This is a genomic window from Vibrio gangliei (assembly GCF_026001925.1).
GTDB lineage: Bacteria > Pseudomonadota > Gammaproteobacteria > Enterobacterales > Vibrionaceae > Vibrio > Vibrio gangliei.
Map to the genome: position 1 here is coordinate 351,501 of NZ_AP021870.1, position 22,873 is coordinate 374,373.

Below are 22,873 nucleotides of genomic sequence, written 5' to 3' on the forward strand. Positions count from 1 at the left end.
GAATAAATATCAATGGCTTATTTGTGGTTATTGGGCAGTAGGAGGCGGCGTGTCGTATACATTTTGGGAACAAGCAAACCGTAATTTGATAGGTAAAACATTAAGTGAAATTCATTTTGAGCAGTTAGTCGAATATGGCTCATTGAGTGCTCAAACACCGAATACTCATACATCGAACAAGCAAATTTATGTACTTGACTGCGGGGCGCAACAATGGCGATTTGAAGCACAAAAAACAGTATGGAGGATGCTCAACATTGATAATGATTCAATTCAATCAAGCCATGGTGAGATGACTTTATTAAACGATTTGCTGATTGATTTACAACCGGTACTCAATATTTCGGATATGAATTTAGCCGGCTTTTTAGAAGAGGTTCAACAGACCCTAATCAGTGAGTTGCGTAGCTTGGAAGTTCAACAAGGATTGACCGCTTTTGATATTGTTCAATGTGATGAAATCACGAGACAAAAATATTTAAATGCACATCCTAAATTAATCGCCAATAAAGGACGTTTAGGGTGGGGAGAGCATGATCTTGAGCGCTATTCTCCAGAGTCAGCTCAAGCATTTACACTGCATTTCTTGGCGGTAGATAAATCGATTTCTGTGTCTGGATTTAAGGCTGGTTTAAATATTGAGGATTTGTTTGCCTCTTTTGTCAGCGAGTCTGAATGGCATTCATTACTCAATAAATTACCGTCAGGTGGGTTAGAGCAGTTTGATATTATTCTTGTGCATCCCTGGCAGTTACAACGTTACCTTAAAAGCCAATTTTTACAGTATTTCGTTGAAAGTAAATTGATCGAGCTCGGTACAACGACAGTGAAGTGGTTGCCTCAGCAATCGATCAGAACACTGACGGCAGAAATACCGAGTGTGAAAGTGGATGTCAAAACGGCATTAACGATCTTAAATACCTCTTGTTATCGCGGTATCCCTGGTAAGTATATTGCTCATGGCGCACGCATTTCAGCCTGGCTGGCGGATATTACAAAACAAGATGCGGTTTTAAATAAGCTCGGCCTTCGAGTTCAACAAGAAATTGGTGGTGTGTATTGTCCTCACCCTTATCAAGCTAAAATCGACGGGCCATATCGTTACCAAGAAATGCTGGGTTGTATTTGGCGAGAACGTGCCGAGAGCCTACTTAGCGAGCACCAAAGACCGCTTTCAATGGCAACGCTAATGCAACAAGATTTAAGCGGTATGCCGTGTATTGAAGCGTTAATTCATTTATCTAACAGAACGGCGCAAGAGTGGTTGAAAGCCATGTTTACCCATGTCGTCGTGCCTATTTATCACTTAATGGTTAAGTATGGCGTGGGAATTGTCGCGCATGGACAAAACGTCACTTTGATTTTAGAAAACCATTTCCCAGTTGGCTGCTTGATTAAAGACTTTCATGGCGACTTACGACTTATCGATCAAGATTTTCCCGAGCTTTCGACACTAGATCAAGATATTCAAGTCAACCTTGTACGCTTGCCAGCTCATTATCTTATCCATGATTTACTTACAGGGCACTTTGTCACGGTTCTGCGTTTTGTTTCTCCCATGCTTGAAAAGAGTGGCGTAAGCGAGCAAGAATTTTATCAACTACTAACAAGGACTTTGCAAGCCTACCAAGCTGAACACCCTGAATTGAACGAACGTTTTAAGGCTTTAGATCTATTGACAACCAACATCGATAAGATCTGCCTTAATAAAGTGCGTTTTAAAATTGGTTTAGGGGATAGTAGTGAAAGACCATTGCCAGAATTAGCCGATCCTATCGCCAACCCTCTGCTTATTTAACCCTGATTATTATGGATATTTATCAAAGATGATAGGACATGATCTAGAAAAACATCAAAAAAGTGCTATTGAAATGTATATAAATCAAAAATGGTATTGATACAGTTTATGATAATCATTACTATTTGCGAAGTTTGATTTACTTAGTGAGCTTAAGGATATGTTTCGATTACAAGATGTTACGTTTGAGACTCAAAATAAAACTATTTTAAGTCCAACGTCTTTAAGCTTTGAGAAGGGTAAAGTAACGAGTTTACTTGGACACAATGGTAGTGGGAAATCGACATTAATAAAAATGTTGGCAAGGCAGCAAGCCGCAACGCAAGGTGAAATTGAGCTAGATGAAAAAAATATTCATCTTTTAACCGCAAAAGAGTTTGCTTTAAAAGTCGCCTATTTACCGCAACACCCGCCATTGACCGATGGGGTCAAAGTTCGTGAGTTAGTGCGCTTTGGTCGTTATCCATGGAAAGGCTTATTCGGCCGATATAGCTCAAAAGATGAAGAATATATCGACGAGGCCATTGAACAAGTAGGGTTAGCCCATATGCAAGACCGCTTTGTGGCTACGCTTTCTGGTGGTGAAAGACAACGTGCTTGGATGGCGATGTTACTTGCACAAAAAAGCGAATGTATTTTATTGGATGAGCCTACATCCGCATTAGATGTAGCTCATCAATATGAATTATTGGCTTTGGTACGTGAGTTAAACCAAGCGTTAGGGTTAACCGTGATCATGGTGTTACATGATATCAATATGGCGGCAAGGTTTAGTGATCAGATGGTGGCGTTACATTCTGGAAAAGTCTTAGCTAGTGGCACACCTGAGGAGCTAATGCAGCAAGATGTACTGCATCAAATCTACGGGATACCGCTTGATTTATTTGTTCACCCTGAAACTGGTCATGCGATCAGCTATATCCGTTAGTGGCGTCTTCATATATTGATGTATTTAAAAGGAAGTTTGTATGAAAAGCTGGCTAGTCTCATTGTTAATCTTGTGGACATCGTATAATGCTCACGCTGAAAGCTTTAAACATGAGATGGGGGAAGTGACCTTTGATTCTGTTCCTCAAAAAATAGTGGCATTGGATTGGGTCTCGACCGAACATTTGCTCGCACTTGGTGTAACACCAACAGGCATCGCAGATGTTAAAGGGTATCAAGCTTGGGTTGTCTCGCCACCATTGCCTGAAAGTGTTATCAGCATCGGCTCAAGAAGAGAGCCGAACCTCGAGCTTCTCGCGCAAATGAAGCCAGATCTCATTTTAATGAGTGATGCAATGAGCCCTGCTTATCAAAAGTTAAATGCGATTGCACCCACCATGGTGCTAAGTATTTATACTGATTCGCATCAACCGATAGAAAATGCTAAATCTCAAGTTCGTACTCTCGGCAAAGTGTTACATCGTAGTGAGCAAGCCGAGCAAGTTATCAGGGATTTTGATGACAACATCCAAAGCAATAAATTCAAGATAGAGCAATTCGAAAAAGCCTCTCAAACAACGATTCCATCTTTGTTATTAATCCGTTTTCTTGGTGAACAGCACCTACGTATTCATGGTAAGACTTCTTTGTCAGGTGAAACAATTGAATTAATGGGGTTAACCAATGCTTGGCAACAACAAGGCAATAGCTGGGGGTTTAGTTCCGCAACAATTCAACAATTAGCACCACTTCAAGATTCCAACGTTTTTTATTATGGGCCATTAACCGATGATGAAAGAAAATCGCTGACGAGTAACCCTATTTGGAAAGTTATGAAGTTTGTACGTGAACAACGTGCTTATGAGCTGCCACCAGTATGGACATTTGGTGGCTTGTTAGCTGCGCGAAAATTCAGTGATGAAGTTACCCGAATCTTAACGCAAACCAATTCGATAGAAGCACAGGTGAAGGCGAAATAGATGGACGCTGCGCTCCCTACATATTTTAAATTTGGTATGTTCAAGTATGGGGTTCTCATTGCCTTGATCATTGGGCTATTGAGCCTATTGATTAAGGCAAGCATGCCGTATTCATTGCCTGTTGAACAATTTGCTCAAGCTCTATTTTCTCCTGATCAGAATAGTTATCAGCAAGTTATTTTACATTACAGCTATTTCCCTCGTTTGATGATGGCGTTGCTATGTGGCGCAGGTTTGGCGCTTGCAGGTTCTGTGATGCAAACGGTATTAAGAAACCCATTGGCTTCACCAACCACGCTGGGTGTGGCTTCAGGGGCACAGTTAGGGGTTGCGGTTGCGTTATTATTGCCTTTATCAGCTTGGCACTCTGAGCTTAGTGCTTTGTTCTGGTTGACACCAAAAACCTTAGCATTTGCTGGGGGATTAATGGCGACCGGTTTAGTGTTTTTACTGACGGCCCATAAAGGCTTTGCACCACTGCAAATGGTGTTAGCGGGCATGGTCGTGACTTTATTTCTAGGCTCACTCAATATGGTGTTGATCCTATTTAATGAACAGCAATTAACGGGCTTATTTATTTGGGGGGCAGGGGCATTAGATCAAAATGATTGGAGTGGTGTAGCGCATTTATTGCCACAAGTTGCCATTGCATTATTAATCTTATTAGTGATTCAGCGTCCATTGTCAATTTTGCAGCTCGGTGAAGATGTCGCCTCATCAATCGGTGTCAAAGTTGGTCTGTTGAGAATTGCCGCTTTAATGATCGCGGTGTTTGTTACTTCAAGTATCGTGAGTGAAGTGGGCATTATCAGCTTTATTGGTCTAGTTGCTCCAAGTCTTGCCAAATTATTAGGAGCTAGAAGACTGATTTCTCAGTTATTGCTGAGTTCTCTTGTGGGCGCGGTTTTATTGCTATTAACAGACCTTCTTGTTATGCCTTTTGCCGGAGTTTCTGGTGAATTGCTCCCAACCGGCGCGGTCACAGCTTTGATTGGGGCACCGTGTTTACTGTGGCTTTTGAATAAACAAACCTGGTCAAGTACACAAAAGTTTGAACCTGATGCGGATCCACAATTTTCTGACCAATCTTTTTTATCCGTTTTTATTATTTCATTATTGGTTCTCATTGCGTTTACGTTACTGTCTTTGTTTTTGGGGCAAAGCCAACTTGGCTGGCAACTCAGCTTTGCGCATAGCGTTTTAGATTTAAGAATACCGCGCATATTGGTGGCGATTTTTGCCGGCTCAGCCTTAGCGTTAGCCGGTAGCATTATTCAACGTATCACGGGTAATCCGATGTCGAGCCCGGAAGTGATTGGGATCAGTTCTGGAGCCGCTTTTGCTTTGGTATTAGGTGTGCTGTTGTTTGGTTCAGTGACGCGTTTTGAACAGTTATTACTTGGCAGCGGCGGGGCATTGTTCATCATGTTGATGGTGTGGTGGTTTAGCCGTAAGAGCCAACTTTCGCCAGTAAAAATGCTATTGACTGGGGTGGCATTAAGCGCGCTATTAGATTCATTGATTCGGATTTCATTGGCCTCGGGTAACGAGCAAGTAAAAGGATTATTGGCGTGGTTATCCGGTTCAACGTATCTCGTGGCGTGGTCTGATTCACTGCTTTTGATTGTAGGAACCATAGTGCTCGCGGTTGGATTATTTGCTTGCCACCGTTGGCTAGATTTGATGGCACTAGGCAGCATTACCGCGAGTGCTTTAGGGTTGAATACCTACCGTGTTCGTCAATGTTTGATGTTATTTGCATCGATGCTGACTGCATTGGCTGTGATCGTGGTGGGGCCACTGAGTTTTGTCGGATTATTGGCCCCTCATATGGCTAAATCTATGGGGCAACATAGCGCACGACATCAAATGCTGTTGTCTTGTGTAATAGGCAGTAACATCATGTTATTAGCCGATTGGCTAGGGCGAAATATTTGGTTTCCTTGGCAAGTACCAGCGGGATTGCTGGCATCACTGATTGGTGGTGGTTACTTTATCTATTTATTAAGAAAGCAAAATTAACAGTCAAATAAACCAAGCAGATTAACTAAAACTAAAGGTAGAGCTAAGACTCCACCTATACCTGTAACTTGAAATTTCAAGTAATACAGTCCCGTTTTGAACCAACGTTAGAGTGGTGATGACGGATTCTTATAACCACTATATGGTAATACTTATTATTTGTATTCCTATTTTTATTGGTTGTGATGGCATTGTGCAGAATGTATGAACCTTCATTATTAAAAACAATTTAGAGAGACGAAGTTAAATGGAAATCAACACGTTAAAAGGACTCAACTTGCCACCAAAAAAATTAGCACCAGTAACTCTGGCATTAGCGGTAGCAGGTATTTCAAGCTTTTCCGTTCAGGCAGAAGAGAAAAGCACAGCTATGGATACCGTGGTGGTCGTGGCCAGTACAGCGCCGAAAAGTATTAGTGATATTCCGGGTACGGTTTGGTATGTCGACCAGGAGCGCATTGAAGAAGAAGCGCGCAACGGTAAAAGTGTCGGCGATATTTTAGCGGCAACTATTCCTTCTTTGGACGTTGGTAGCCAAGGACGTACTAACTACGGACAAAACTTACGTGGGCGCTCAGCACTTGTCATGATTGATGGTGTATCACTTAACTCTTCACGTTCAATCAGTCGTCAGTTTGACTCCATTGATCCATTTAATATTGAGCGTATTGAAGTGCTTTCCGGTGCCACATCCGTCTACGGGGCAGGAGCAACGGGCGGTGTGATCAATATTGTGACTAAGAAAGCGACCGAAACTGGCCTCCATGGTGAAACATACGTTGGCGGTGGTAGTGGTTTTAATAATAGTGATGATTACGATGGCAAAATTGCACAATCAATCAGTGGTGGTAATGAAAAAGCGCGTGGTCGAATTTCTGCGGTTTATCATGATGCTGGTGGTAAATACGATGGTAATGGCGACATTATCGTGCCTGACACTACTCAAGGTTCGCTGCAGTACAACACCACTTTAGACTTGATGGCGTCAGGGGAGATCAATCTAACTGATACGCAAACTTTATCTATTTTGGCGCAATATTATGACAGTCAACAAGATAGCCCCTATGGAATCTACTATGGTCAAAACTTTGCCGCCTTAGCCGATCCTAGCCAGATTGAAGTACGTAAAGGGTTCGAATCAGATCAGCAAGGTGGCACTGAACGTTACATGCTGAATCTTAATTACTTGAATACAGACTTTTTGAATCATCAGCTGATGGTGCAAGCCTCTTACCGTAAAGAAAATATGTCATTCATACCTTTTATCTACGGTGCTTATCTTGCAGCCTCAGAGCAAGATACAGAAGTGGTCAGCTTGCGAATGGCGTTATTAAAAGATTTAGGTCGATTACAGCTGACTTACGGTATCGATGGTTATATTGACACACTTGATAGTAGTCAAACCATCTTTGATCCTGTGACTGGCGCTGCAACAGGCGGCTTAGTGAACCGCAGTTATGCCACTATTGGACGTTATCCTGGAACAGAAGTCGCTTCGGTGGCTGGTTTTATTCAAGCTGAATTTAATATTACCGATGATTGGTCGGTGCAGGGGGGATACCGTTATCAGTACATCAATAATACGATTGATGACTTTGTTTCAGGAAAAGCTCAAACGGCTATCGCGCTAGGGCAAGCCACTTCTGCTGATAGTATTGATGGAGGAAGCACGGATTATAAAGTCGGTTTATTTAACTTAGGCACTATTTACAACTTTAACCAAGCTAACCAAGTGTGGGCAAACTTCTCACAAGGCTTTGATTTAGCGGATCCTGCAAAATATTATGGTTATGGGACTTATGAGCCACAAGCCAGTGGACATTTAACGTTAGTGGATAGCATCAATGTGTCGGATACAGAACTTGAAGGTATGACGACTAATAGTTTTGAAGTAGGTATGCGTAACCAAATTGGTGCCTTAAGCATTCAAACGGCAGCTTATATTTCGTTATCGGATAAAGTTATTTCTAATAGCAGTTCAAATCTTTCGGTTACCGTCGAAGATTCTGATAAGCGCGTTTACGGCCTTGAAACTGAGCTAAATTACTGGCTGACGCAAAACCTTCAAATCGGTGGCTCCGGTCATGTGGTTCGTACTGAAGAAAAAGACGATAACGGCAGTTGGGTTAAGACATCGGTTAACTATGCGAGTGCTTCCAAAGCCAGTGCTTGGGTAGGTTGGTACGATGAACAATATGCATTGCGCCTACAAAGCAACACCATGTTCGACTTAACTGATGATTTTGATGGCGAACTGGACGGTTATACTACAGTTGATCTAACCACTTCAGTCAACTTACCAGTGGGTAGCTTAGCATTTGGTATTCAAAACTTATTGGATGAAGACTACACCACCGTTTGGGGACAAAGAGCGCAAGGCTTCTATTCCCCATATTATGGTCCAGCCTCAGTTTTCGATTACAAAGGCCAAGGTCGAACTTATATGTTGAGCTATCAAGTTAAGTATTAATGAGTATAAAGACGTCTTTTTAAATAACTTAATCGAATAGAAAAACAAAACAGGTGCTTGATGTGCCTGTTTTTTATTTCAAATTCTGTATTTTTTGGGCAAATCTCCATCCCTGAACCATACTGCCAATATGAATAGTTTTTAACTTTTAAGGTTTTATTTGGGTGGAGAGGGATTGATATGCAGAGAGTAGTCTTTAAGTTCTCGTTGGAAGAATATCAACAGCGCTTACTTAAAGTGCGTCAATCAATGGAAGAAAAAGAGTTGGATTTATTGATCATTCATGACCCGTCAAATATGGCTTGGTTGACGGGCTATGATGGTTGGTCGTTTTATGTACCGCAATGTGTGGTGGTATCAACCAGTGGAGACCCGATTTGGTTTGGACGTTATTTAGATGCCAATGGTGCGTTTCGTACCGTTTACATGTCAGCGGAAAATGTTTTTTATTATCCTGACTATTATGTGATGAACCCGCAATTGCATCCGATGGAATATTTAGTCAAAGCGGTGCTCGCCCCTAAATTATGGGATAGAGGGCGAATCGGAGTAGAAAAAGACAATTACTACTTCAGCGCAACAGCTTACGAGTGGTTAAAAGACAGCTTACCTAACGCGCAATTATTGGATGCAACCGGCTTGGTCAATTGGTGCCGAGCGGTGAAATCAGAGCAAGAGCTGATTTATATGTATCACGCCGCGCGAATAGTTGAAAATATGCACCGAGTAGCTTTTGAAATGATAGAGCCGGGTTTACCAAAGCATCACCTTGTGGCGGAAATTAATCGCCAATCGGTGTTGGGTTATGAAGGGCATTTTGGCGATTACGCCTCGATTGTCCCTATGCTGCCTTCTGGCGCTGATGCTTCTGCACCGCATTTGACTTGGGATGATCAACCCTTTCATAAAGGCGAAGGCACATTTATCGAGATGGCGGGAGTGCATCGTCGTTACCATTGCCCCTTATCTCGAACCATCTTTTTGGGGGAACCAGATGATCAGTTCAAGCGCGCAGATGAAGCATTAACCATTGCGCTTGAAGCGGCGATGGATGTCGCTCGTCCCGGTAATACATGTGCAGATGTGGCGCATGTGTTGCAAACCATCTTAGATAAAGCTGGTTTTGACCGAGCCGGTGCCCGCTGCGGCTACCCAATTGGGTTAAGTTATCCACCAGATTGGGGGGAAAGAACCATGAGCTTACGCTTAGAAGATCAAACCGTATTACAAGAAGGGATGACATTCCATTTAATGCCGGGATTGTGGTTTGATACTTGGGGGCTAGAAACAACAGAAAGTATCGTGATCACACCATTTGGTGCGCAGGCCTTGTGTGATTATCCTCGGCACTTGTTTATTAAGCACTGAGTATTTATTGAGTACTAATTGTCTATTAAGTACTGAGTCTACTTGGGTATATCAACCTTAATGAACTCGGAGGTAAGATGCAACTTGACCAATACGATCTGAAAATTCTACAAATCTTGCAAGAAAATGGCCGTATTACTAAATCCCAGTTGGCCGATGAAATTCATTTATCGGTCAGCCCGTGCTGGGAAAGAGTGAAAAAATTAGAACAAGCGGGTGTCATTGAAGGTTATGGCGCTCGGGTCAATATTAATAAAATCCTCAAGCACACTTCTGTGTTAGTCGAAATATCTTTAAAAGAACATCATTCCACTGCTTTTAAGCGTTTTGAATCGGTGATGTGTGATACACCGGAAGTCACAGATTGCTATGCGACTGGAGGCGGGGTGGATTACATTTTAAAAGTACAAACGAATGATATTGATCAATACCAACGTTTGATGGACGTATGGCTAGATTCGGAGCTAGGCATTGAACGTTACTTCACCTATATCGTCACTAAAACCATTAAGCAGCGGTCACCCATCAATAATGAATAGCAGTGGTACATTTCCTACCGAACGGGCTCTATTGGCTTGACGGTGTCTCTTGATTGATTTTGACCTCCAGAAAAAATGCCACCTTTGCTGGTGGAATACAGAAAAAATCAGCAGCCTAAGCGCCTAGATCCAGAAACTTCTTTTTGTTGTCCTTTCTATTCTTAACGTATCCCAATCAAAAATAAGTCTTTCTAGCAGAGATTAGGTATATCGGGAGGCGTTATGGAATTTGCAAAACCAGCGAATCATATTCAACAAACTTTTGTTTATAAGAATACTGATGACAAACCATCCCACGAAATGATGGCGTTATTGGATGATGTACGTTTAGTTCGTAACCATGCCTATATCAATAAGAAATGGGAATGTGGTGATGATTTTCAAGCGGTTGAAAACCCAGCCAATAATCAAGTTGTAGGTTATGTAAGCCAACTCAACAAAGCCCAAATTCAACAAGCGATTGAAGGTGCTGAAGGAGCATTTCAGCCTTGGCGAAAATTGAGTGTCGAACAGCGTTCCGAATATTTATTGCGTTGGCATGATGCGATTTTAAATGCACAGAAAGATCTGGCGTATTTAATGGTTGTTGAGCAGGGAAAAACGCTAGCGGAAGCCATGGGCGAAATTGAATATGGCGCGTCATTTATTCGTTGGTTTGCTGAAGAGGCAAAACGCAGTTATGGCCATACCATTCCGAGTCATATTCAAGATGCACAGCTTTCTACTGTACGTGAGCCAATTGGTGTTGCCGCTTTAATTACGCCATGGAATTTTCCTAATGCCATGATCACAAGAAAAGCGGCGGCCGCCCTTGCTATCGGTTGTCCTGTGATCATTAAACCCGCGAGTGATACGCCATTTTCTGCATTAGCCTTGGCGGAATTAGCCGATCGTTGTGGATTTCCATCGGGGGTGCTCAATGTTGTTACCGGAGATGCCGCCATGATTTCTGAGACGCTTTGCGCCGCGCCACAAGTGAAAGCGTTATCGTTTACTGGCTCGACAGCGGTTGGCAAGTTGCTATTGAAACAAGCGGCAGAAACAGTAAAAAAATGCAGCATGGAATTGGGTGGCAATGCGCCCTTTATTATGCTGGATGATATGGATGTGGAGCAAGCAGTCAGTGCAGCGATGGCGGCAAAGTTCCAAACTTCTGGCCAAGATTGCTTAGCGGCGAATCGTATCTTTGTACCACGCCATTTGTATCAAGACTTTCTTACTCAATTTGCTCAAGCCATGAAAAGCATAGTTGTCGGCAATGGCTTAGATCCTAACGTCACATTAGGGCCACTCATTTCAGCCAAAGCAGCCAAACAAGCACAGCACTTGGTGGATGATGCGCTGACAAAAGGTGCACGTTTAATTCATCAATATCCAGGGCATTTAACTGGACCAAATTTCTTTGCGCCTACTTTATTAGCCGATGTCACACCAGATATGGCGGTTTACCAAGAGGAAAACTTTTGCCCAGTTGCAGGCGTTTTACCTTACGACACGTTAGAGCAAGCCATTGAGATGAGTAATGACACTGAATATGGCTTAGCGGCCTACGTTTATGGTCACAATATCCATGATATATGGCGCTGTTTACGCGGGCTTGAGTTTGGCATGGTCAGTGTTAATTCCGTCAAGATGACCGGGGGGCCGATCCCCTTTGGTGGCGTGAAACAATCGGGTTTAGGTCGGGAAGGAAGCTGCCATGGTTTTGATGAGTTTAGTGAAATCAAATATTGCTGTTTGGGGCAACTACCTTCTGCAAGTGGCTGTTAGATGAAAGGCAGTGATATGAAAGCAGAGAGCTGGAAAATTAAGGAGAGCGTTATGACTAAATCAACCGAGCAACTACTGAATATGGATCGCAATACGATTTTTCATTCATCCACCCACTTGAAGCAATATGCCGCCGGAGAATTGCCTGGGCGCGTCATTACCGGAGCCAAAGGTTTGAGAATTACCGATTCACAAGGTATTGAACTCATTGATGCGTTTGCTGGTTTATATTGCGTCAATATTGGCTACGGACGTGAAGAAATGGCAGAAGCGATTCACGAACAAGCCAAAAAACTGGCCTATTATCACACTTATGTTGGCCACTCCAACGAGGCACTAATTGAATTGTCCGAGCGAATTTTAAAGTTGGCGCCGGATAACATGAGCAAAGTCTACTACGGCTTATCCGGTAGTGATGCCAATGAAACGCAGATCAAATTGGTGTGGTATTACAACAACTCACGAGGCTTACCTAATAAGAAAAAAATCATTTCACGTGAGCGCGGATATCACGGCTCAAGTATCGCTTCTGGTTCATTAACAGGTCTGCCTATCTTCCATGCTCATTTTGATTTACCGATTGAGCGAATTAGACATACCATGTCACCGTATTACTACCGACGCGATGTCGATAATATGACAGAAGAAGCGTTTGCCCAATTGTGTGCCGATCAGTTGGAAGCCATGATTTTAAAAGAAGATCCTGACACAGTTGCAGCTATGATTGCTGAACCGGTATTAGGCACGGGAGGGATTGTTCCGCCACCGAAAGGCTATTGGTCAGCGATTCGTAAGGTGTTAGATAATTACGATATTTTGCTGATCGCAGATGAAGTGGTGTGTGGCTTTGGGCGCTTAGGAACAAACTTTGGCTCTGATTTGTACCAAATGAAGCCAGACCTCATGACGGTGGCAAAAGGATTAACGTCGGCTTACTTACCGCTATCCGGCGTGATCATCGGTGATAAAGTGTGGGCTGTGTTAGAAGATGGCACGGATGAATGGGGCGCTATTGGGCATGGTTATACTTATTCTGGCCACCCGATGGGGGCAGCTGCGGCATTGTGTAATCTTGATATTATTGAACGAGAAGGTCTGGTCGCCAATGCTCGAGATGTTGGTGCCTACCTACAGCAAAAGATGCAATCCACTTTTGCGGATCATCCAATGGTCGGTGACACTCGTGGCGTCGGCATGTTGCATGGTTTGGAGTTTTCGTCCGATAAATATCATCGCACTCAATTTGATCCGAGCTTGAAAGTAGGGCCTCAGATAGCGGCCGCCTGCATGGAGAAAGGCATGATCGCAAGGGCGATGCCACATGGCGACATTCTAGGTTTTGCGCCGCCTTTGGTGGCAACAGAGTCAGATATTGATCTCATGGTCGATATAACCGAGCAGGCCGTGAATGGCGTTATGGACAGTTTAGTGAAGCAAAAATTGTGGGCCTAGAAATCATAGGTCGAAATATTTAGAGATAAAAAAGGATTTCTCGCAGTATTGGCGGAAATCCTTTTTTCATGATGGCTTTCAAATTGTTCTTTTATTCTGTTGGTTTCATTTTTATTGAGTACTTCGGCTTACCTGATGAATGTTCGGTCTTTTCAGCCTGCTGATGTTCAATTTCTTTTCCTGGCTCCGGTTTTAAATCAGGCATATGCAAAGTCTGAGTAGGGAAAGCTACATCCGCGCCGTGTTTGTGAATAATTTCAAGCGCTTTCAATAGCACATCTTGTTTGACTTCGTGAAATCGAACCCAAACCACGGTCTTGGTAAAGGCATAAATAAAGAAGTTTAAAGATGATGGGCCAAACGTATTAAAGTTAACAATAATGGTTTGGCGTGCATCAATATCAGGATGATTTTCGACCATGCTACGCACTTCATCGATAATCAAATCGACTTTGGCGGCATCATCATAGCGTAGCCCAATGACTTCATTGATTTGGCGGTTATGCATGCGGGAGGGGTTTTCTACCACGATATTGCTAAATATGGCATTGGGGACGTAAAGTGGACGCTTATCAAACGTGCGGATTTGCGTCATACGCCATCCAATCTTTTCTACGGTCCCTTCGATGTTTCGGTCTGGTGAGCGAATCCAATCACCCACTTTAAAAGGGCGGTCGAGATACACCATCATTCCACCGAAGAAGTTAGACAACAAATCTTTCGCCGCGAGACCGGCAATTAAACCACCCACACCACCAAACGTGAGTAGACCAGATAGACTCAACCCGAGTGTTTGCATCATGGTCATTGTACTGATAACGAAAATGATAACTTTCACAACCTTGGATAGGGCGTGAACCGTGGTTTCATCTCGCTTGTTACTACGTAGCACTACGGTGACGACATTATTGACAAGGCGGAATAAGGTCCAAGTGACAAGCGCAATTCCCATTAGGATTTGAACCGTATAAATCCAGGAAATAGGTCGGTCGAGAAAATCCTCTAATAAAACGCCAATGGCGACCAACATTGGCCAGCACCAAATGAGCGTACTGACGGGAACCTTTAAAGAATGGACGAGAACATTGTCCCATTGCAACGAAGTCCGATCGGTAATATCAATCAAACGAGAGTAAACAAAACGCCAAATAAGCCAAATCACTAAGCTAAATGCGGCAATGGCAAATAAATCCGTTACCCAGTTATATGAATGTTCAGTTAGAAAGCGGTTTACGTTATCGAATAACTCTTTCACTTTGATTGACCCTAGATGTTGAAAGTATTAACGCTAACAAATATCGGCTTGGTTTCCTACCCATATCATCACGCTTGGTTATTTTATGTGTGACTTAACCTCTTGCTGTTTATCGTTTTTCTGAAAATTGAGACGTGTTGGTAACCATTTCGTGATGCATGGTTAAAAAACGAATTGGCTGACAGCGAGAATGATTTTTTTGATTAATAATAAGTTGGTGTTTAGCAAAATACTTGGTAGGGTTTGCTGATCATTTTTCTTATTTTTATTGTGAAGCCACCATAGCTTAAAGTGGTTAATCACAATGATTTAAAAGGCTCTTTTGGTATGAAATCTTCGAATAAGCAATTTGCTGTAATTGGTTTAGGGCGTTTTGGACGCTCAGTTTGTGAAGAATTGTGTGACGCGGGTGCAGAAGTATTAGCGGTCGATATCAATGAAGAAAGGGTAAAATTGGTTTCAAGTATAGCCACCAATGCGATTGTGGCGAACTGTACTAGCGAAGAAACATCCCAAGAATTAAAGCTTGAAGAATATGACATGGTGATGGTAGCCATAGGTTCCGATGTGAACGCTAGCATACTCACAACGCTTGTTGTAAAAGAATTGGGCGCGAAAAACGTGTGGGTTAAAGCGAACGATAAATTCCACGCCAAGATTCTACAAAAAATTGGTGCAGACCACGTTATTTTGCCCGAGCGAGATATGGGAGTGCGAGTTGCACGTAAAATGTTAGACCGTCGCGTGTTTGATTTCCATGATATCGGAAGCGGCCTAGCCATCAGTGAAATCGTCATCGCGTTAAAGAATATGGGCAAAAAACTTGGCGATTTGTCTTTATGTAAAGACCCTGAAATGAAAGTTCTGGCGATTAAGCGTGGTTCCGAAATTATTGATTCGCCAGAATATGACACCGTTTTAGAAATGGGCGATATTTTGTTTATTGTTGGCCCGCAAGACTCTATGGCTCATCGAATGAAATCTATGTAAACGGTTACGCTACCATGAAATTATTAGAGACCCGAGGTTCGGTTTTCACCATCAAACAAGATGGTGAAAAGAAAGGCTGGTCAGAACCTAAGATCATCTTAGGCAGTTTTCTTTCGATCTTAGTTCCGGCTGCGATCTTGTTAACTTTACCTGTGTTTTCAGTATCCGGCCTATCGTTCACTGATGCATTATTTACCGCAACATCGGCCATTAGTGTTACGGGACTGGGCGTGGTTGATACCGGGCAGCATTTTACCATTGAAGGCCAGATTTTGCTGATGCTCTTGATGCAAATTGGTGGCTTAGGTCAAATGACATTATCTGCGGTTTTGCTTTATATCTTCGGGGTTCGTTTGAGCCTCAAACAACAAGCCGTAGCTAAAGAAGCACTTGGACAAAGCAAAAATGTGAACTTGAAAAAGCTCGTTATTAAGATCTTTATTTTCGCTTGTATTGCTGAATTGGTCGGAATGGTGATTCTAGCTTTTTCTTGGGTTCCAGAGCTCGGGTGGGGTAAAGGTTTGTATTACGCCTTATTTCATGCCATTTCTGCTTTTAATAACGCTGGGTTCTCATTATTTTCAGACAGCATGATGGGTTATGTTGGTAACCCTGCTGTCGTGCTCCCATTAGCAGGCTTGTTTATCATCGGTGGTATCGGTTTTACAGTGATCACTGATGTCAGTGCCAATTGGCGCCGTGGTTTTCGTGGTTTCAATTTACACACCAAAATTATGCTCACAGGTACGCCGTTGCTATTGATATTTGGTACGGTGATGTTCTGGCTATTGGAACACAATAACCCTGCCACGATGGGGAACTTGAATTCAGAAGCGCAATGGTTGGCCGCGTTTTTCCAGTCGGCCACGGCTCGAACCGCTGGCTTTAATAGTGTGGATATTGCCCAACTCACGCAACCTGCTTTGTTAATCATGATTGTACTGATGTTGATTGGTGCAGGCTCAGCGTCAACTGGTGGTGGTATTAAGGTATCAACCTTCGTTGTGGCTATAGCGGCGACATGGGCGTTTTTGCGTCAGAAACAACATGCCGTGTTATTTCGTCGTACTATCAGTTGGCCTAAAGTCACACGAGCACTAGCCATCATCGTTGTCAGTGGCATTATTTTGACAGTGTCTATGTTTATGCTGATGATCACGGAGAAAGCTACTTTTGGACAAGTGATGTTTGAGGTGATTTCTGCATTTGCTACCGTAGGGGTATCCGCAGGCTTAACCGCTGAATTGTCGGAACCGGGTAAGTATATTATGGTAGTGATAATGATTATCGGGCGTATTGGTCCTCTGACATTAGCTTATATGCTAGCGAAACCGAAACCGACTTTGTTGAAATATCCAGAAGATAACGTTCTGACAGGTTAATAAATCTGTTAATATCGTCCATAATTGAATGAAATAGATAAATGATAAAGCGAGCTAGGTAGCTCGCTTTACTCTATAGAGAGAGGCAACATGCGCACAATTGGTAACATCTTATGGTTTTTACTTGGTGGCGTTTTTATGGGCTTATTTTGGTGGTTAGCCGGGATCGTCTGTATCTTGACCATAATCTGTATTCCATGGGCTAAATCGTGCTTTGTGATTGGTACATTTACCTTCTTCCCATTTGGTAAAGAAGCGGTCAAACGCAATGAATTAACATTCAAAGATGATATTGGCACGGGCTTTCTCGGTTTGCTTGGTAATATCGTCTGGTTTTTAGTGGCGGGTATTTGGTTAGCGATAGGCCATCTCACTTCGGCATTAGCGTGTTTTGTGACAATTATTGGCATTCCATTTGGTATTCAACACATTAAATTAGCGTTGATTTCATTAGCGCCAATTGGACAAACTATTGTAAAAAGACCGTAGTAAGGATAGAGGTTAATATGCAAGCTCAAGTTAAGTGGGTAGGCGGCTTTCAATTTATAGGTGAATCTCAATCTGGCCATTCTGTTGTGATGGATGGTAGTGGTGGAAAAACAGCACCAAGCCCAATGGAAATGGTGTTGATGGCCGCGGGTGGTTGCAGTTCTGTGGATGTGGTTGACGGCTTGAAATCGGCAGGTCAAAAGGTTGATTCTTGTGTAGCGAAACTCACCGCAGAACGTCGTGAGACTGCGCCGAAATTATTTACTTTTATCAATATTCATTTTGAACTGGTGGGCACAGATTTAGATGAAGATTTGGTTGAAAAAGCCGTTTCTGAATCATTAGAAAAATACTGTTCGGTCTGTCTCATGCTCGGTGCTGGTGTAAAAATGTCGCATAGTTGGAGCATCAACTAAACAGCGTGAGTAACGACAGATTTGTCTGTAAAGCGTAAAATTTTTCGATTAAAGTTGATTTTAGTAGATTAGTTTACTTAACTGTTTGATAATAATCATTTATTGGTAAGATTGGAGAATATTCATGGACAACAAATTAATTGCAATTATTCTAGCGGTACTACTTCCACCTGTTGCAGTATTCCTAAAATGCGGTGTAGGCAAAGATTTATTGATTAACATCGTGCTTTGTTTCTTATTCTTCTTCCCAGCGATGATTCATGCGCTATGGGTTGTGACTAAGTAACGGGCAGTAATGTGATTATCAACGCCTCATACTTCTTGTGTATGAGGCGTTTTTGTTTTTAGAATGCCCATCTTTTCTCACCAAGACACACAATAATGAGATAGTGTAATGAGTAGGTAATGTCGAGCGTGAAGGACAAAACGTGCAATACGTCAAAATAAAGCAAGCGATTGAAGAGCAAATTGAATCAGGCCTTTTGACGCCGAAACAAAAGCTACCATCTGAACGCGCATTAGCGGAATCTTTCGATACCACGCGTGTGACGCTAAGAGAAGCGTTGGCGGTGTTAGAGTCTGAAGGGACGATTTATCGAGAAGATCGGAGAGGTTGGTTTATTGCACCTGTGCCATTGGCTTATGATCCTGCACGAGCTTTTGATTTTCTGGTATTAGCTCAAAGTCAGCAGAGAGAGGCAAAAATTCACGTAGTTAGCGCAAAAATGATGCTGGCTAACAAACAAGCGGCTTCGGTGCTTGAGCTGCCACCATTCAGCCAAGTGTATTGTCTACAGCGTGTGTATTGGCTGGATGAGCGTCCTGTCTCTTATGTCACGCACTATGTACGAGCCGATAAATTTGAAAAATTTCTTGAGCATGAGTTATCCGATTCATTGAGCAACATTTATCGTCAACATTATCAGAAATCATATCACCAAGTGCAGTTTCGATTAGGCGCTTCTTCTTTGTTCGATGACCTTGCACAAGCCTTAAGAGCAACCTCAGGCAGCCCTGCGACTTTGATTGAAACGGTCAATTACAGTGAATCTGGCGAGAAACTAGATTGCTCTTTTGAATATTGGCGACAAGATGCAATTTGTGTTGAATCGACAATAGATGTGATTAACTTCGGCTAAGGTTGATTCCTTCATTCTTATTTAAAGGTTTGTATGAGATTACTACGTAGTACTGTTCATCGCGACGTTGAAAAACTTGCCTCACGTTCAACGGTGAAACGGCTCGCGACAAGAGCGATTGCCATGCAAGGTGAAGACATTTTATTACTGTATACCGAGCGTTATCACGATTACAGTTTACCTGGCGGTGGGCTTGATGAGGGTGAAGATCATATTGAAGGCATGATCCGCGAATTAGAAGAAGAGACCGGTGCAAACAATATTCGTAATATCGAACCTTTTGGTTGTTATGAAGAATTTCGCCCTTGGTATAAAGATAATGCAAACGTGATGCACATGTTATCGTATTGCTTTACATGCCAAGTCGATAAAGAATTAGGGCACACTCGTTTTGAAAATCATGAAATCAATAATGGCATGAGGCCTGTTTGGATTAATATCTATCAAGCGATAGAACATAATCTGAAGACCATAGCAGAAAGCGAGAAGAAGGGGATGTCGATTGAACGAGAGACATTTTTGCTTCAACTTATTGCGGAACAATTTTCAAACAATACGAAAGTATCACTGCTAAATTAATCGCAGATGAGGTGAATTCCTCAAGCTGCTACGAGTAACGCTATAATTTTGTTCTAATTATGTTAAGGTTTATTGCCTGACGTAAGAGTGAAATAGGGCAAAAATTATGAAGTGGTTATGGATTGCATTAACAGCGTTACTTTCGTTTCAAGTGATGGCGGAAGAAACAGAAAAATATTCTCAAACAGAGATGCTCGATCGCCCTTTGATAGAACGTTATATCTTAGATGAGCTGAAATCATTGCGTATGGACCAGCAAGATCTTGAGCGTAAATTGACCATACAAATTACCGACCGTGAACTGGCCGTTGCCGATAAATCACTCAACTACTCAAATATCACGGTGACTTACTTTTTCTATATTATTGCTGGTGTGGCTTCTTTAGTCGCATTAGTTGGTTGGCAATCGCTTAAAGAAATTAAGCACAATACCAAAGAGATGGCAGACAAGCGTCTAAATGAAATTACGTTGTCTTATGAGAAGAAGTTCAGCGCGTTAGAGCGTGATTTGAAGCGTAAAACTCGCATTATTAGTGAGAATAACCGAGAGATTGAAATCATCAATGAAGTGCATAATTTATGGCTTCGAGCGCAAAGCTCCCAAACTCCAGAGCAAAAAATTGAAACCTACGATGAGATATTAAAAATTCGTCCAGGGGATCTTGAAGCATTAACGCATAAAGCTGATGCGGCGATGGAAATTAAAGAATACCACTGGGCATTGAGCCTGTGTAATCGTGTGCTCGAAGTGGATGATAATAATGCCCATGCTTTATACCAACGAGCCTGTGCTTACTCTCGTTTAGGCGCGGAAGAGCAAGCTATTAATGATTTAGTGTTAGCCATTGAATCCAGTGCTTCACTTCGTGAACTTGCTGCCGATGAAACCGATTTTGAATTATTACGCGGCAACCCTCGTTTTGAAGCGATGATTGACCACGATCATTCTTACAAATCTTTTTAGAGCATAAATATATGGAAGTACCGTGTTCTTATTCCTCACGCCGTAAGCAATTATGGCGTGGCACTCTAGCGATTTCACCACTGAGTTTAGCCGTGATTCTATGGGGATTGTTGGCGGGCTCTTATGCCATAGATATCGGTTTAACTCCGATAGAAGCTCAAGCATTGTCTGCCATTTTATTTGCTGGCGCGGCTCAATTGGTCGCCACCGGCATGTTTGATGCGCAAGTAGGGTTATGGACTATGCTTCTCACCACCTTTTTCATTACCTCGCGCCATTTTTTATACAGCATGTCGATGCGAGAAAAAATCAGCCCATTACCACTGCGCTGGCGGTTACCGTTAGGGTTTCTACTGACGGATGAATTGTTTGCGGTTTGTGGGCATCAATCCAACAAAGAATTCGACCCCTGGTATGCGCTAGGTGCAGGTTTTAGCTTTTACCTGGCTTGGAATGTGGCGAGCTTCGTAGGTATTATTGCCGGTAAGCAAATTCCTAATTTGGATTCTTGGGGCTTGGAGTTTGCTGTGGCAGCAACATTCATTGCGATTGTTATTCCTACCATTAAAAATATTCCGATTTTAGTCTCGGTGATAGTCGCGTTAGTGGCATCGGTTTTACTGGATTATTGGAAAGCGGAAGGTAGCTTGATCATTGCCAGTGTGCTTGCGATGGTGGCAGGGTACTTATCTGAGAAGGGATTACATAATGGTGATTCACATGCTCAACCGGTTAATCCTGAGGAGGGGGCATGATTTTATTGTCCATTCTTGCAATGACGGCGGTAGTTTTTCTTAGTCGATATTTGTTTCTGTCTCCTAAGCTACCTTTAAAGTTGAATCATAATACTCAGCGTCTATTGAGTTACTCTAGCCCAGCAGTATTAACCGCTATTTGGGCTCCGATTGTCTTTATTCATGACGATAACTTAGCTATTTCTCTGAGTAACCCGTATTTCATTGCAGCAATTTTGGCAGCATTGATTGCATGGAAAACGCATAATGTTATCGCCACAACCGTGATCAGTATGGCCTGTTTTTTCGCGCTTAATGCTTGGCTTTAAATCTCAATTAGCCTTAAATGCCAATATTAATAGTAAACCGCCGCATGACATTGAATGTTATGCGGCGGTTTTCTAAGGCCAACAGACCCTAGCTTTAGGTTTTTAAATTTTTGTGGGCGTTTACTTTTTCACGAGCCCATAAGGTAAATTCTTGAAGACATCCGGTTGAGCTGTGATGGTTGGCGCTTCATTGGTACCTTGCCAGTTCAACAGCATGATGGCCAACACATTACGGTGTTCACCTTTGCTGAGCTCAAAATCACCATCGGTTGACGGGATCATATTCATATCATGGTCGATTGAGTGGGCGATTGTCGCTTGGGCATCCGCTAAAGTCGACGAGTGGTACTTTTCCGCCAATAAGTAACTGATACCCACTTCTGCAATCACATCATCTTTTGTGCGGGTCAGAATTTGCTCGATATTCTTGTCGAAGTAATCATAAATCCACGCAAACTCTTTGGCATCGATTGGTTTTTTATAATATTCCGAAGCCGCAAAAATGATATGAGTTAAGCCATAGATTTTATTAGCATATTGTTGATCGGATAGCTGCTTATCTTGAGAGTCAGGATAGGTTTTTTGGAATGCCGTGATGAAATCATCAACCACATCCTGCTCACCAAGTTGACGGAGCCAATAGACCTGATTGGCAAGCTGAGCCGCCCATGCTTTGATCATGTCAGGGTCAGTGGCATAAGGTTTGAAGTCAAATTGTCGGATCAAATTGTGTAGGTGCTTATCGTATTTGTGTTTTAGGCCATATTCGTCGGCGCGCGCCATTGTGCTGAGTAAATCAATACCAAGAAACAAATACTCTGGACGTGATTTTGTGACGTCGTAACGCATTTTTGTGCGCGTCTTATTGGAATTGGCATAGGCTTTCAGTTTCTTTTCACCATAGGCTTTAGCTTGTTTTGGGGTTTGGATATTGGCAGCAATTTGATTCAAGGTACTGACAACCCTAGCCATATCCGACCAAACAGCGGCTGAATATTTAGGGTCGAGCGTCTGGCGATACATTCTCAAACCGTAATGGCCAGCGGTGTCGGCATTGAGAGTGTAAAGTTGTGCTTCGAATGTTTGTTTGATTCGCTCTGCATCCTGCTGATAGCGAGTGGTTTTTAAATTAACCGAGGAGCTAGATTGCGGGGCTTCAGCCAAACTCGTAGGAACAACGGCAAATTGAGATAAACCAAGTAATATAACTAATGCCAGTGTGAGCGGCTTACGTTTAAGCATGTGAAGGTCCTTCTAAATTCAGCGAGTA

At 42.6% G+C, this 22,873-nt stretch carries 21 protein-coding genes; 19 read left to right on the plus strand and 2 right to left on the minus strand.

The window, feature by feature from the left end; genetic code table 11:
* The first annotated feature begins 49 nt into the window (after positions 1-49).
* The 9 genes from Vgang_RS13485 to Vgang_RS13525 all read left to right on the plus strand — a co-directional run bounded on the left by Vgang_RS13485 (position 50) and on the right by Vgang_RS13525 (position 13,326).
* Positions 50-1,798 (plus strand): IucA/IucC family protein, encoded by a 1,749-nt coding sequence (locus Vgang_RS13485; protein ID WP_105901368.1) that lies wholly within the window; start codon positions 50-52, stop codon positions 1,796-1,798.
* Between the two features lie 160 nt (positions 1,799-1,958).
* Positions 1,959-2,726, plus strand: coding sequence for an ABC transporter ATP-binding protein (locus Vgang_RS13490; RefSeq protein WP_105901369.1), 768 nt, complete (start codon positions 1,959-1,961; stop codon positions 2,724-2,726).
* Positions 2,727-2,766: 40 nt separating this feature from the next.
* The gene (locus tag Vgang_RS13495; protein WP_105901370.1) at positions 2,767-3,705 is read left to right on the plus strand and encodes an ABC transporter substrate-binding protein; all 939 of its coding nucleotides are present in this window, start codon (positions 2,767-2,769) and stop codon (positions 3,703-3,705) included.
* On the plus strand, positions 3,706-5,727 hold the full coding sequence (fhuB, locus tag Vgang_RS13500; RefSeq protein ID WP_105901371.1) for a Fe(3+)-hydroxamate ABC transporter permease FhuB: 2,022 nt from the start codon (positions 3,706-3,708) through the stop codon (positions 5,725-5,727). It begins immediately after the preceding gene.
* Positions 5,728-5,974: 247 nt separating this feature from the next.
* Positions 5,975-8,197 (plus strand): TonB-dependent receptor, encoded by a 2,223-nt coding sequence (locus Vgang_RS13505; protein WP_105901372.1) that lies wholly within the window; start codon positions 5,975-5,977, stop codon positions 8,195-8,197.
* A gap of 180 nt (positions 8,198-8,377) precedes the next feature.
* On the plus strand, positions 8,378-9,565 hold the full coding sequence (locus tag Vgang_RS13510; RefSeq protein WP_105901373.1) for a M24 family metallopeptidase: 1,188 nt from the start codon (positions 8,378-8,380) through the stop codon (positions 9,563-9,565).
* Between the two features lie 77 nt (positions 9,566-9,642).
* The gene (locus tag Vgang_RS13515; RefSeq protein ID WP_105901374.1) at positions 9,643-10,104 is read left to right on the plus strand and encodes an Lrp/AsnC family transcriptional regulator; all 462 of its coding nucleotides are present in this window, start codon (positions 9,643-9,645) and stop codon (positions 10,102-10,104) included.
* A 300-nt stretch (positions 10,105-10,404) separates the two neighbouring features.
* Complete coding sequence (locus tag Vgang_RS13520; protein WP_406708322.1) at positions 10,405-11,874, plus strand: NAD-dependent succinate-semialdehyde dehydrogenase; 1,470 nt, start codon at positions 10,405-10,407, stop codon at positions 11,872-11,874.
* Between the two features lie 51 nt (positions 11,875-11,925).
* Positions 11,926-13,326, plus strand: a complete 1,401-nt coding sequence (locus Vgang_RS13525) for an aspartate aminotransferase family protein (protein ID WP_105901376.1) — start codon at positions 11,926-11,928, stop codon at positions 13,324-13,326.
* Between the two features lie 91 nt (positions 13,327-13,417).
* On the opposite strand, the gene Vgang_RS13530 is transcribed toward Vgang_RS13525, so the two are convergent.
* On the minus strand, positions 13,418-14,581 hold the full coding sequence (locus Vgang_RS13530) for a mechanosensitive ion channel family protein (protein WP_105901377.1): 1,164 nt from the start codon (positions 14,579-14,581) through the stop codon (positions 13,418-13,420).
* Positions 14,582-14,908: 327 nt separating this feature from the next.
* On the opposite strand from Vgang_RS13530, the gene Vgang_RS13535 reads away from it, so the two are divergent.
* From Vgang_RS13535 to Vgang_RS13580, 10 genes are all read left to right on the plus strand, one after another.
* Positions 14,909-15,571, plus strand: coding sequence for a potassium channel family protein (locus Vgang_RS13535; RefSeq protein WP_105901378.1), 663 nt, complete (start codon positions 14,909-14,911; stop codon positions 15,569-15,571).
* A 14-nt stretch (positions 15,572-15,585) separates the two neighbouring features.
* Entirely contained in the window at positions 15,586-16,953 is a 1,368-nt protein-coding gene (locus tag Vgang_RS13540; RefSeq protein WP_105901379.1) for a TrkH family potassium uptake protein, read from the plus strand.
* 90 nt (positions 16,954-17,043) lie between these two features.
* Entirely contained in the window at positions 17,044-17,442 is a 399-nt protein-coding gene (locus tag Vgang_RS13545; protein ID WP_105901380.1) for a YccF domain-containing protein, read from the plus strand.
* Between the two features lie 17 nt (positions 17,443-17,459).
* Positions 17,460-17,858: an OsmC family protein gene (locus Vgang_RS13550; protein ID WP_105901381.1), complete on the plus strand. Its 399-nt coding sequence runs from the start codon at positions 17,460-17,462 to the stop codon at positions 17,856-17,858.
* 124 nt (positions 17,859-17,982) lie between these two features.
* Positions 17,983-18,144 (plus strand): YqaE/Pmp3 family membrane protein, encoded by a 162-nt coding sequence (locus Vgang_RS13555; RefSeq protein WP_105901382.1) that lies wholly within the window; start codon positions 17,983-17,985, stop codon positions 18,142-18,144.
* 142 nt (positions 18,145-18,286) lie between these two features.
* The gene (locus Vgang_RS13560; protein WP_105901383.1) at positions 18,287-18,997 is read left to right on the plus strand and encodes a UTRA domain-containing protein; all 711 of its coding nucleotides are present in this window, start codon (positions 18,287-18,289) and stop codon (positions 18,995-18,997) included.
* A 33-nt stretch (positions 18,998-19,030) separates the two neighbouring features.
* Positions 19,031-19,576: an NUDIX hydrolase gene (locus Vgang_RS13565; RefSeq protein WP_105901384.1), complete on the plus strand. Its 546-nt coding sequence runs from the start codon at positions 19,031-19,033 to the stop codon at positions 19,574-19,576.
* Positions 19,577-19,730: 154 nt separating this feature from the next.
* The gene (locus Vgang_RS13570) at positions 19,731-20,540 is read left to right on the plus strand and encodes a tetratricopeptide repeat protein (protein ID WP_406708323.1); all 810 of its coding nucleotides are present in this window, start codon (positions 19,731-19,733) and stop codon (positions 20,538-20,540) included.
* Positions 20,541-20,551: 11 nt separating this feature from the next.
* The gene (locus tag Vgang_RS13575) at positions 20,552-21,295 is read left to right on the plus strand and encodes an AzlC family ABC transporter permease (RefSeq protein WP_105901386.1); all 744 of its coding nucleotides are present in this window, start codon (positions 20,552-20,554) and stop codon (positions 21,293-21,295) included.
* Positions 21,292-21,603 (plus strand): AzlD domain-containing protein, encoded by a 312-nt coding sequence (locus Vgang_RS13580; RefSeq protein ID WP_105901387.1) that lies wholly within the window; start codon positions 21,292-21,294, stop codon positions 21,601-21,603. Before Vgang_RS13575 ends, Vgang_RS13580 begins: the two co-directional genes overlap by 4 nt.
* A gap of 120 nt (positions 21,604-21,723) precedes the next feature.
* Here the strand turns inward: Vgang_RS13580 and Vgang_RS13585 are convergent, their stop codons facing one another.
* Positions 21,724-22,845 carry a DUF3541 domain-containing protein gene (locus tag Vgang_RS13585; RefSeq protein ID WP_105901388.1) on the minus strand — a complete coding sequence of 374 codons (1,122 nt, stop codon included), beginning with the start codon at positions 22,843-22,845 and terminating at the stop codon, positions 21,724-21,726.
* Positions 22,846-22,873: the final 28 nt, after the last annotated feature.

Excerpts from the sequence above, each read along its gene's own strand:
- Vgang_RS13490 (WP_105901369.1), top strand. The coding sequence starts at position 1,959 with ATGTTTCGATTACAAGATGTTACGTTTGAGACTCAAAATAAAACTATT.
- Vgang_RS13495 (WP_105901370.1), top strand. The coding sequence starts at position 2,767 with ATGAAAAGCTGGCTAGTCTCATTGTTAATCTTGTGGACATCGTATAAT.
- fhuB (WP_105901371.1), top strand. The coding sequence starts at position 3,706 with ATGGACGCTGCGCTCCCTACATATTTTAAATTTGGTATGTTCAAGTAT.
- Vgang_RS13505 (WP_105901372.1), top strand. The coding sequence starts at position 5,975 with ATGGAAATCAACACGTTAAAAGGACTCAACTTGCCACCAAAAAAATTA.
- Vgang_RS13510 (WP_105901373.1), top strand. The coding sequence starts at position 8,378 with ATGCAGAGAGTAGTCTTTAAGTTCTCGTTGGAAGAATATCAACAGCGC.
- Vgang_RS13515 (WP_105901374.1), top strand. The coding sequence starts at position 9,643 with ATGCAACTTGACCAATACGATCTGAAAATTCTACAAATCTTGCAAGAA.
- Vgang_RS13520 (WP_406708322.1), top strand. The coding sequence starts at position 10,405 with ATGATGGCGTTATTGGATGATGTACGTTTAGTTCGTAACCATGCCTAT.
- Vgang_RS13525 (WP_105901376.1), top strand. The coding sequence starts at position 11,926 with ATGACTAAATCAACCGAGCAACTACTGAATATGGATCGCAATACGATT.
- Vgang_RS13535 (WP_105901378.1), top strand. The coding sequence starts at position 14,909 with ATGAAATCTTCGAATAAGCAATTTGCTGTAATTGGTTTAGGGCGTTTT.
- Vgang_RS13540 (WP_105901379.1), top strand. The coding sequence starts at position 15,586 with ATGAAATTATTAGAGACCCGAGGTTCGGTTTTCACCATCAAACAAGAT.
- Vgang_RS13545 (WP_105901380.1), top strand. The coding sequence starts at position 17,044 with ATGCGCACAATTGGTAACATCTTATGGTTTTTACTTGGTGGCGTTTTT.
- Vgang_RS13550 (WP_105901381.1), top strand. The coding sequence starts at position 17,460 with ATGCAAGCTCAAGTTAAGTGGGTAGGCGGCTTTCAATTTATAGGTGAA.
- Vgang_RS13555 (WP_105901382.1), top strand. The coding sequence starts at position 17,983 with ATGGACAACAAATTAATTGCAATTATTCTAGCGGTACTACTTCCACCT.
- Vgang_RS13565 (WP_105901384.1), top strand. The coding sequence starts at position 19,031 with ATGAGATTACTACGTAGTACTGTTCATCGCGACGTTGAAAAACTTGCC.
- Vgang_RS13570 (WP_406708323.1), top strand. The coding sequence starts at position 19,731 with ATGGCGGAAGAAACAGAAAAATATTCTCAAACAGAGATGCTCGATCGC.
- Vgang_RS13575 (WP_105901386.1), top strand. The coding sequence starts at position 20,552 with ATGGAAGTACCGTGTTCTTATTCCTCACGCCGTAAGCAATTATGGCGT.
- Vgang_RS13580 (WP_105901387.1), top strand. The coding sequence starts at position 21,292 with ATGATTTTATTGTCCATTCTTGCAATGACGGCGGTAGTTTTTCTTAGT.
- Vgang_RS13585 (WP_105901388.1), bottom strand. The coding sequence starts at position 22,845 with ATGCTTAAACGTAAGCCGCTCACACTGGCATTAGTTATATTACTTGGT.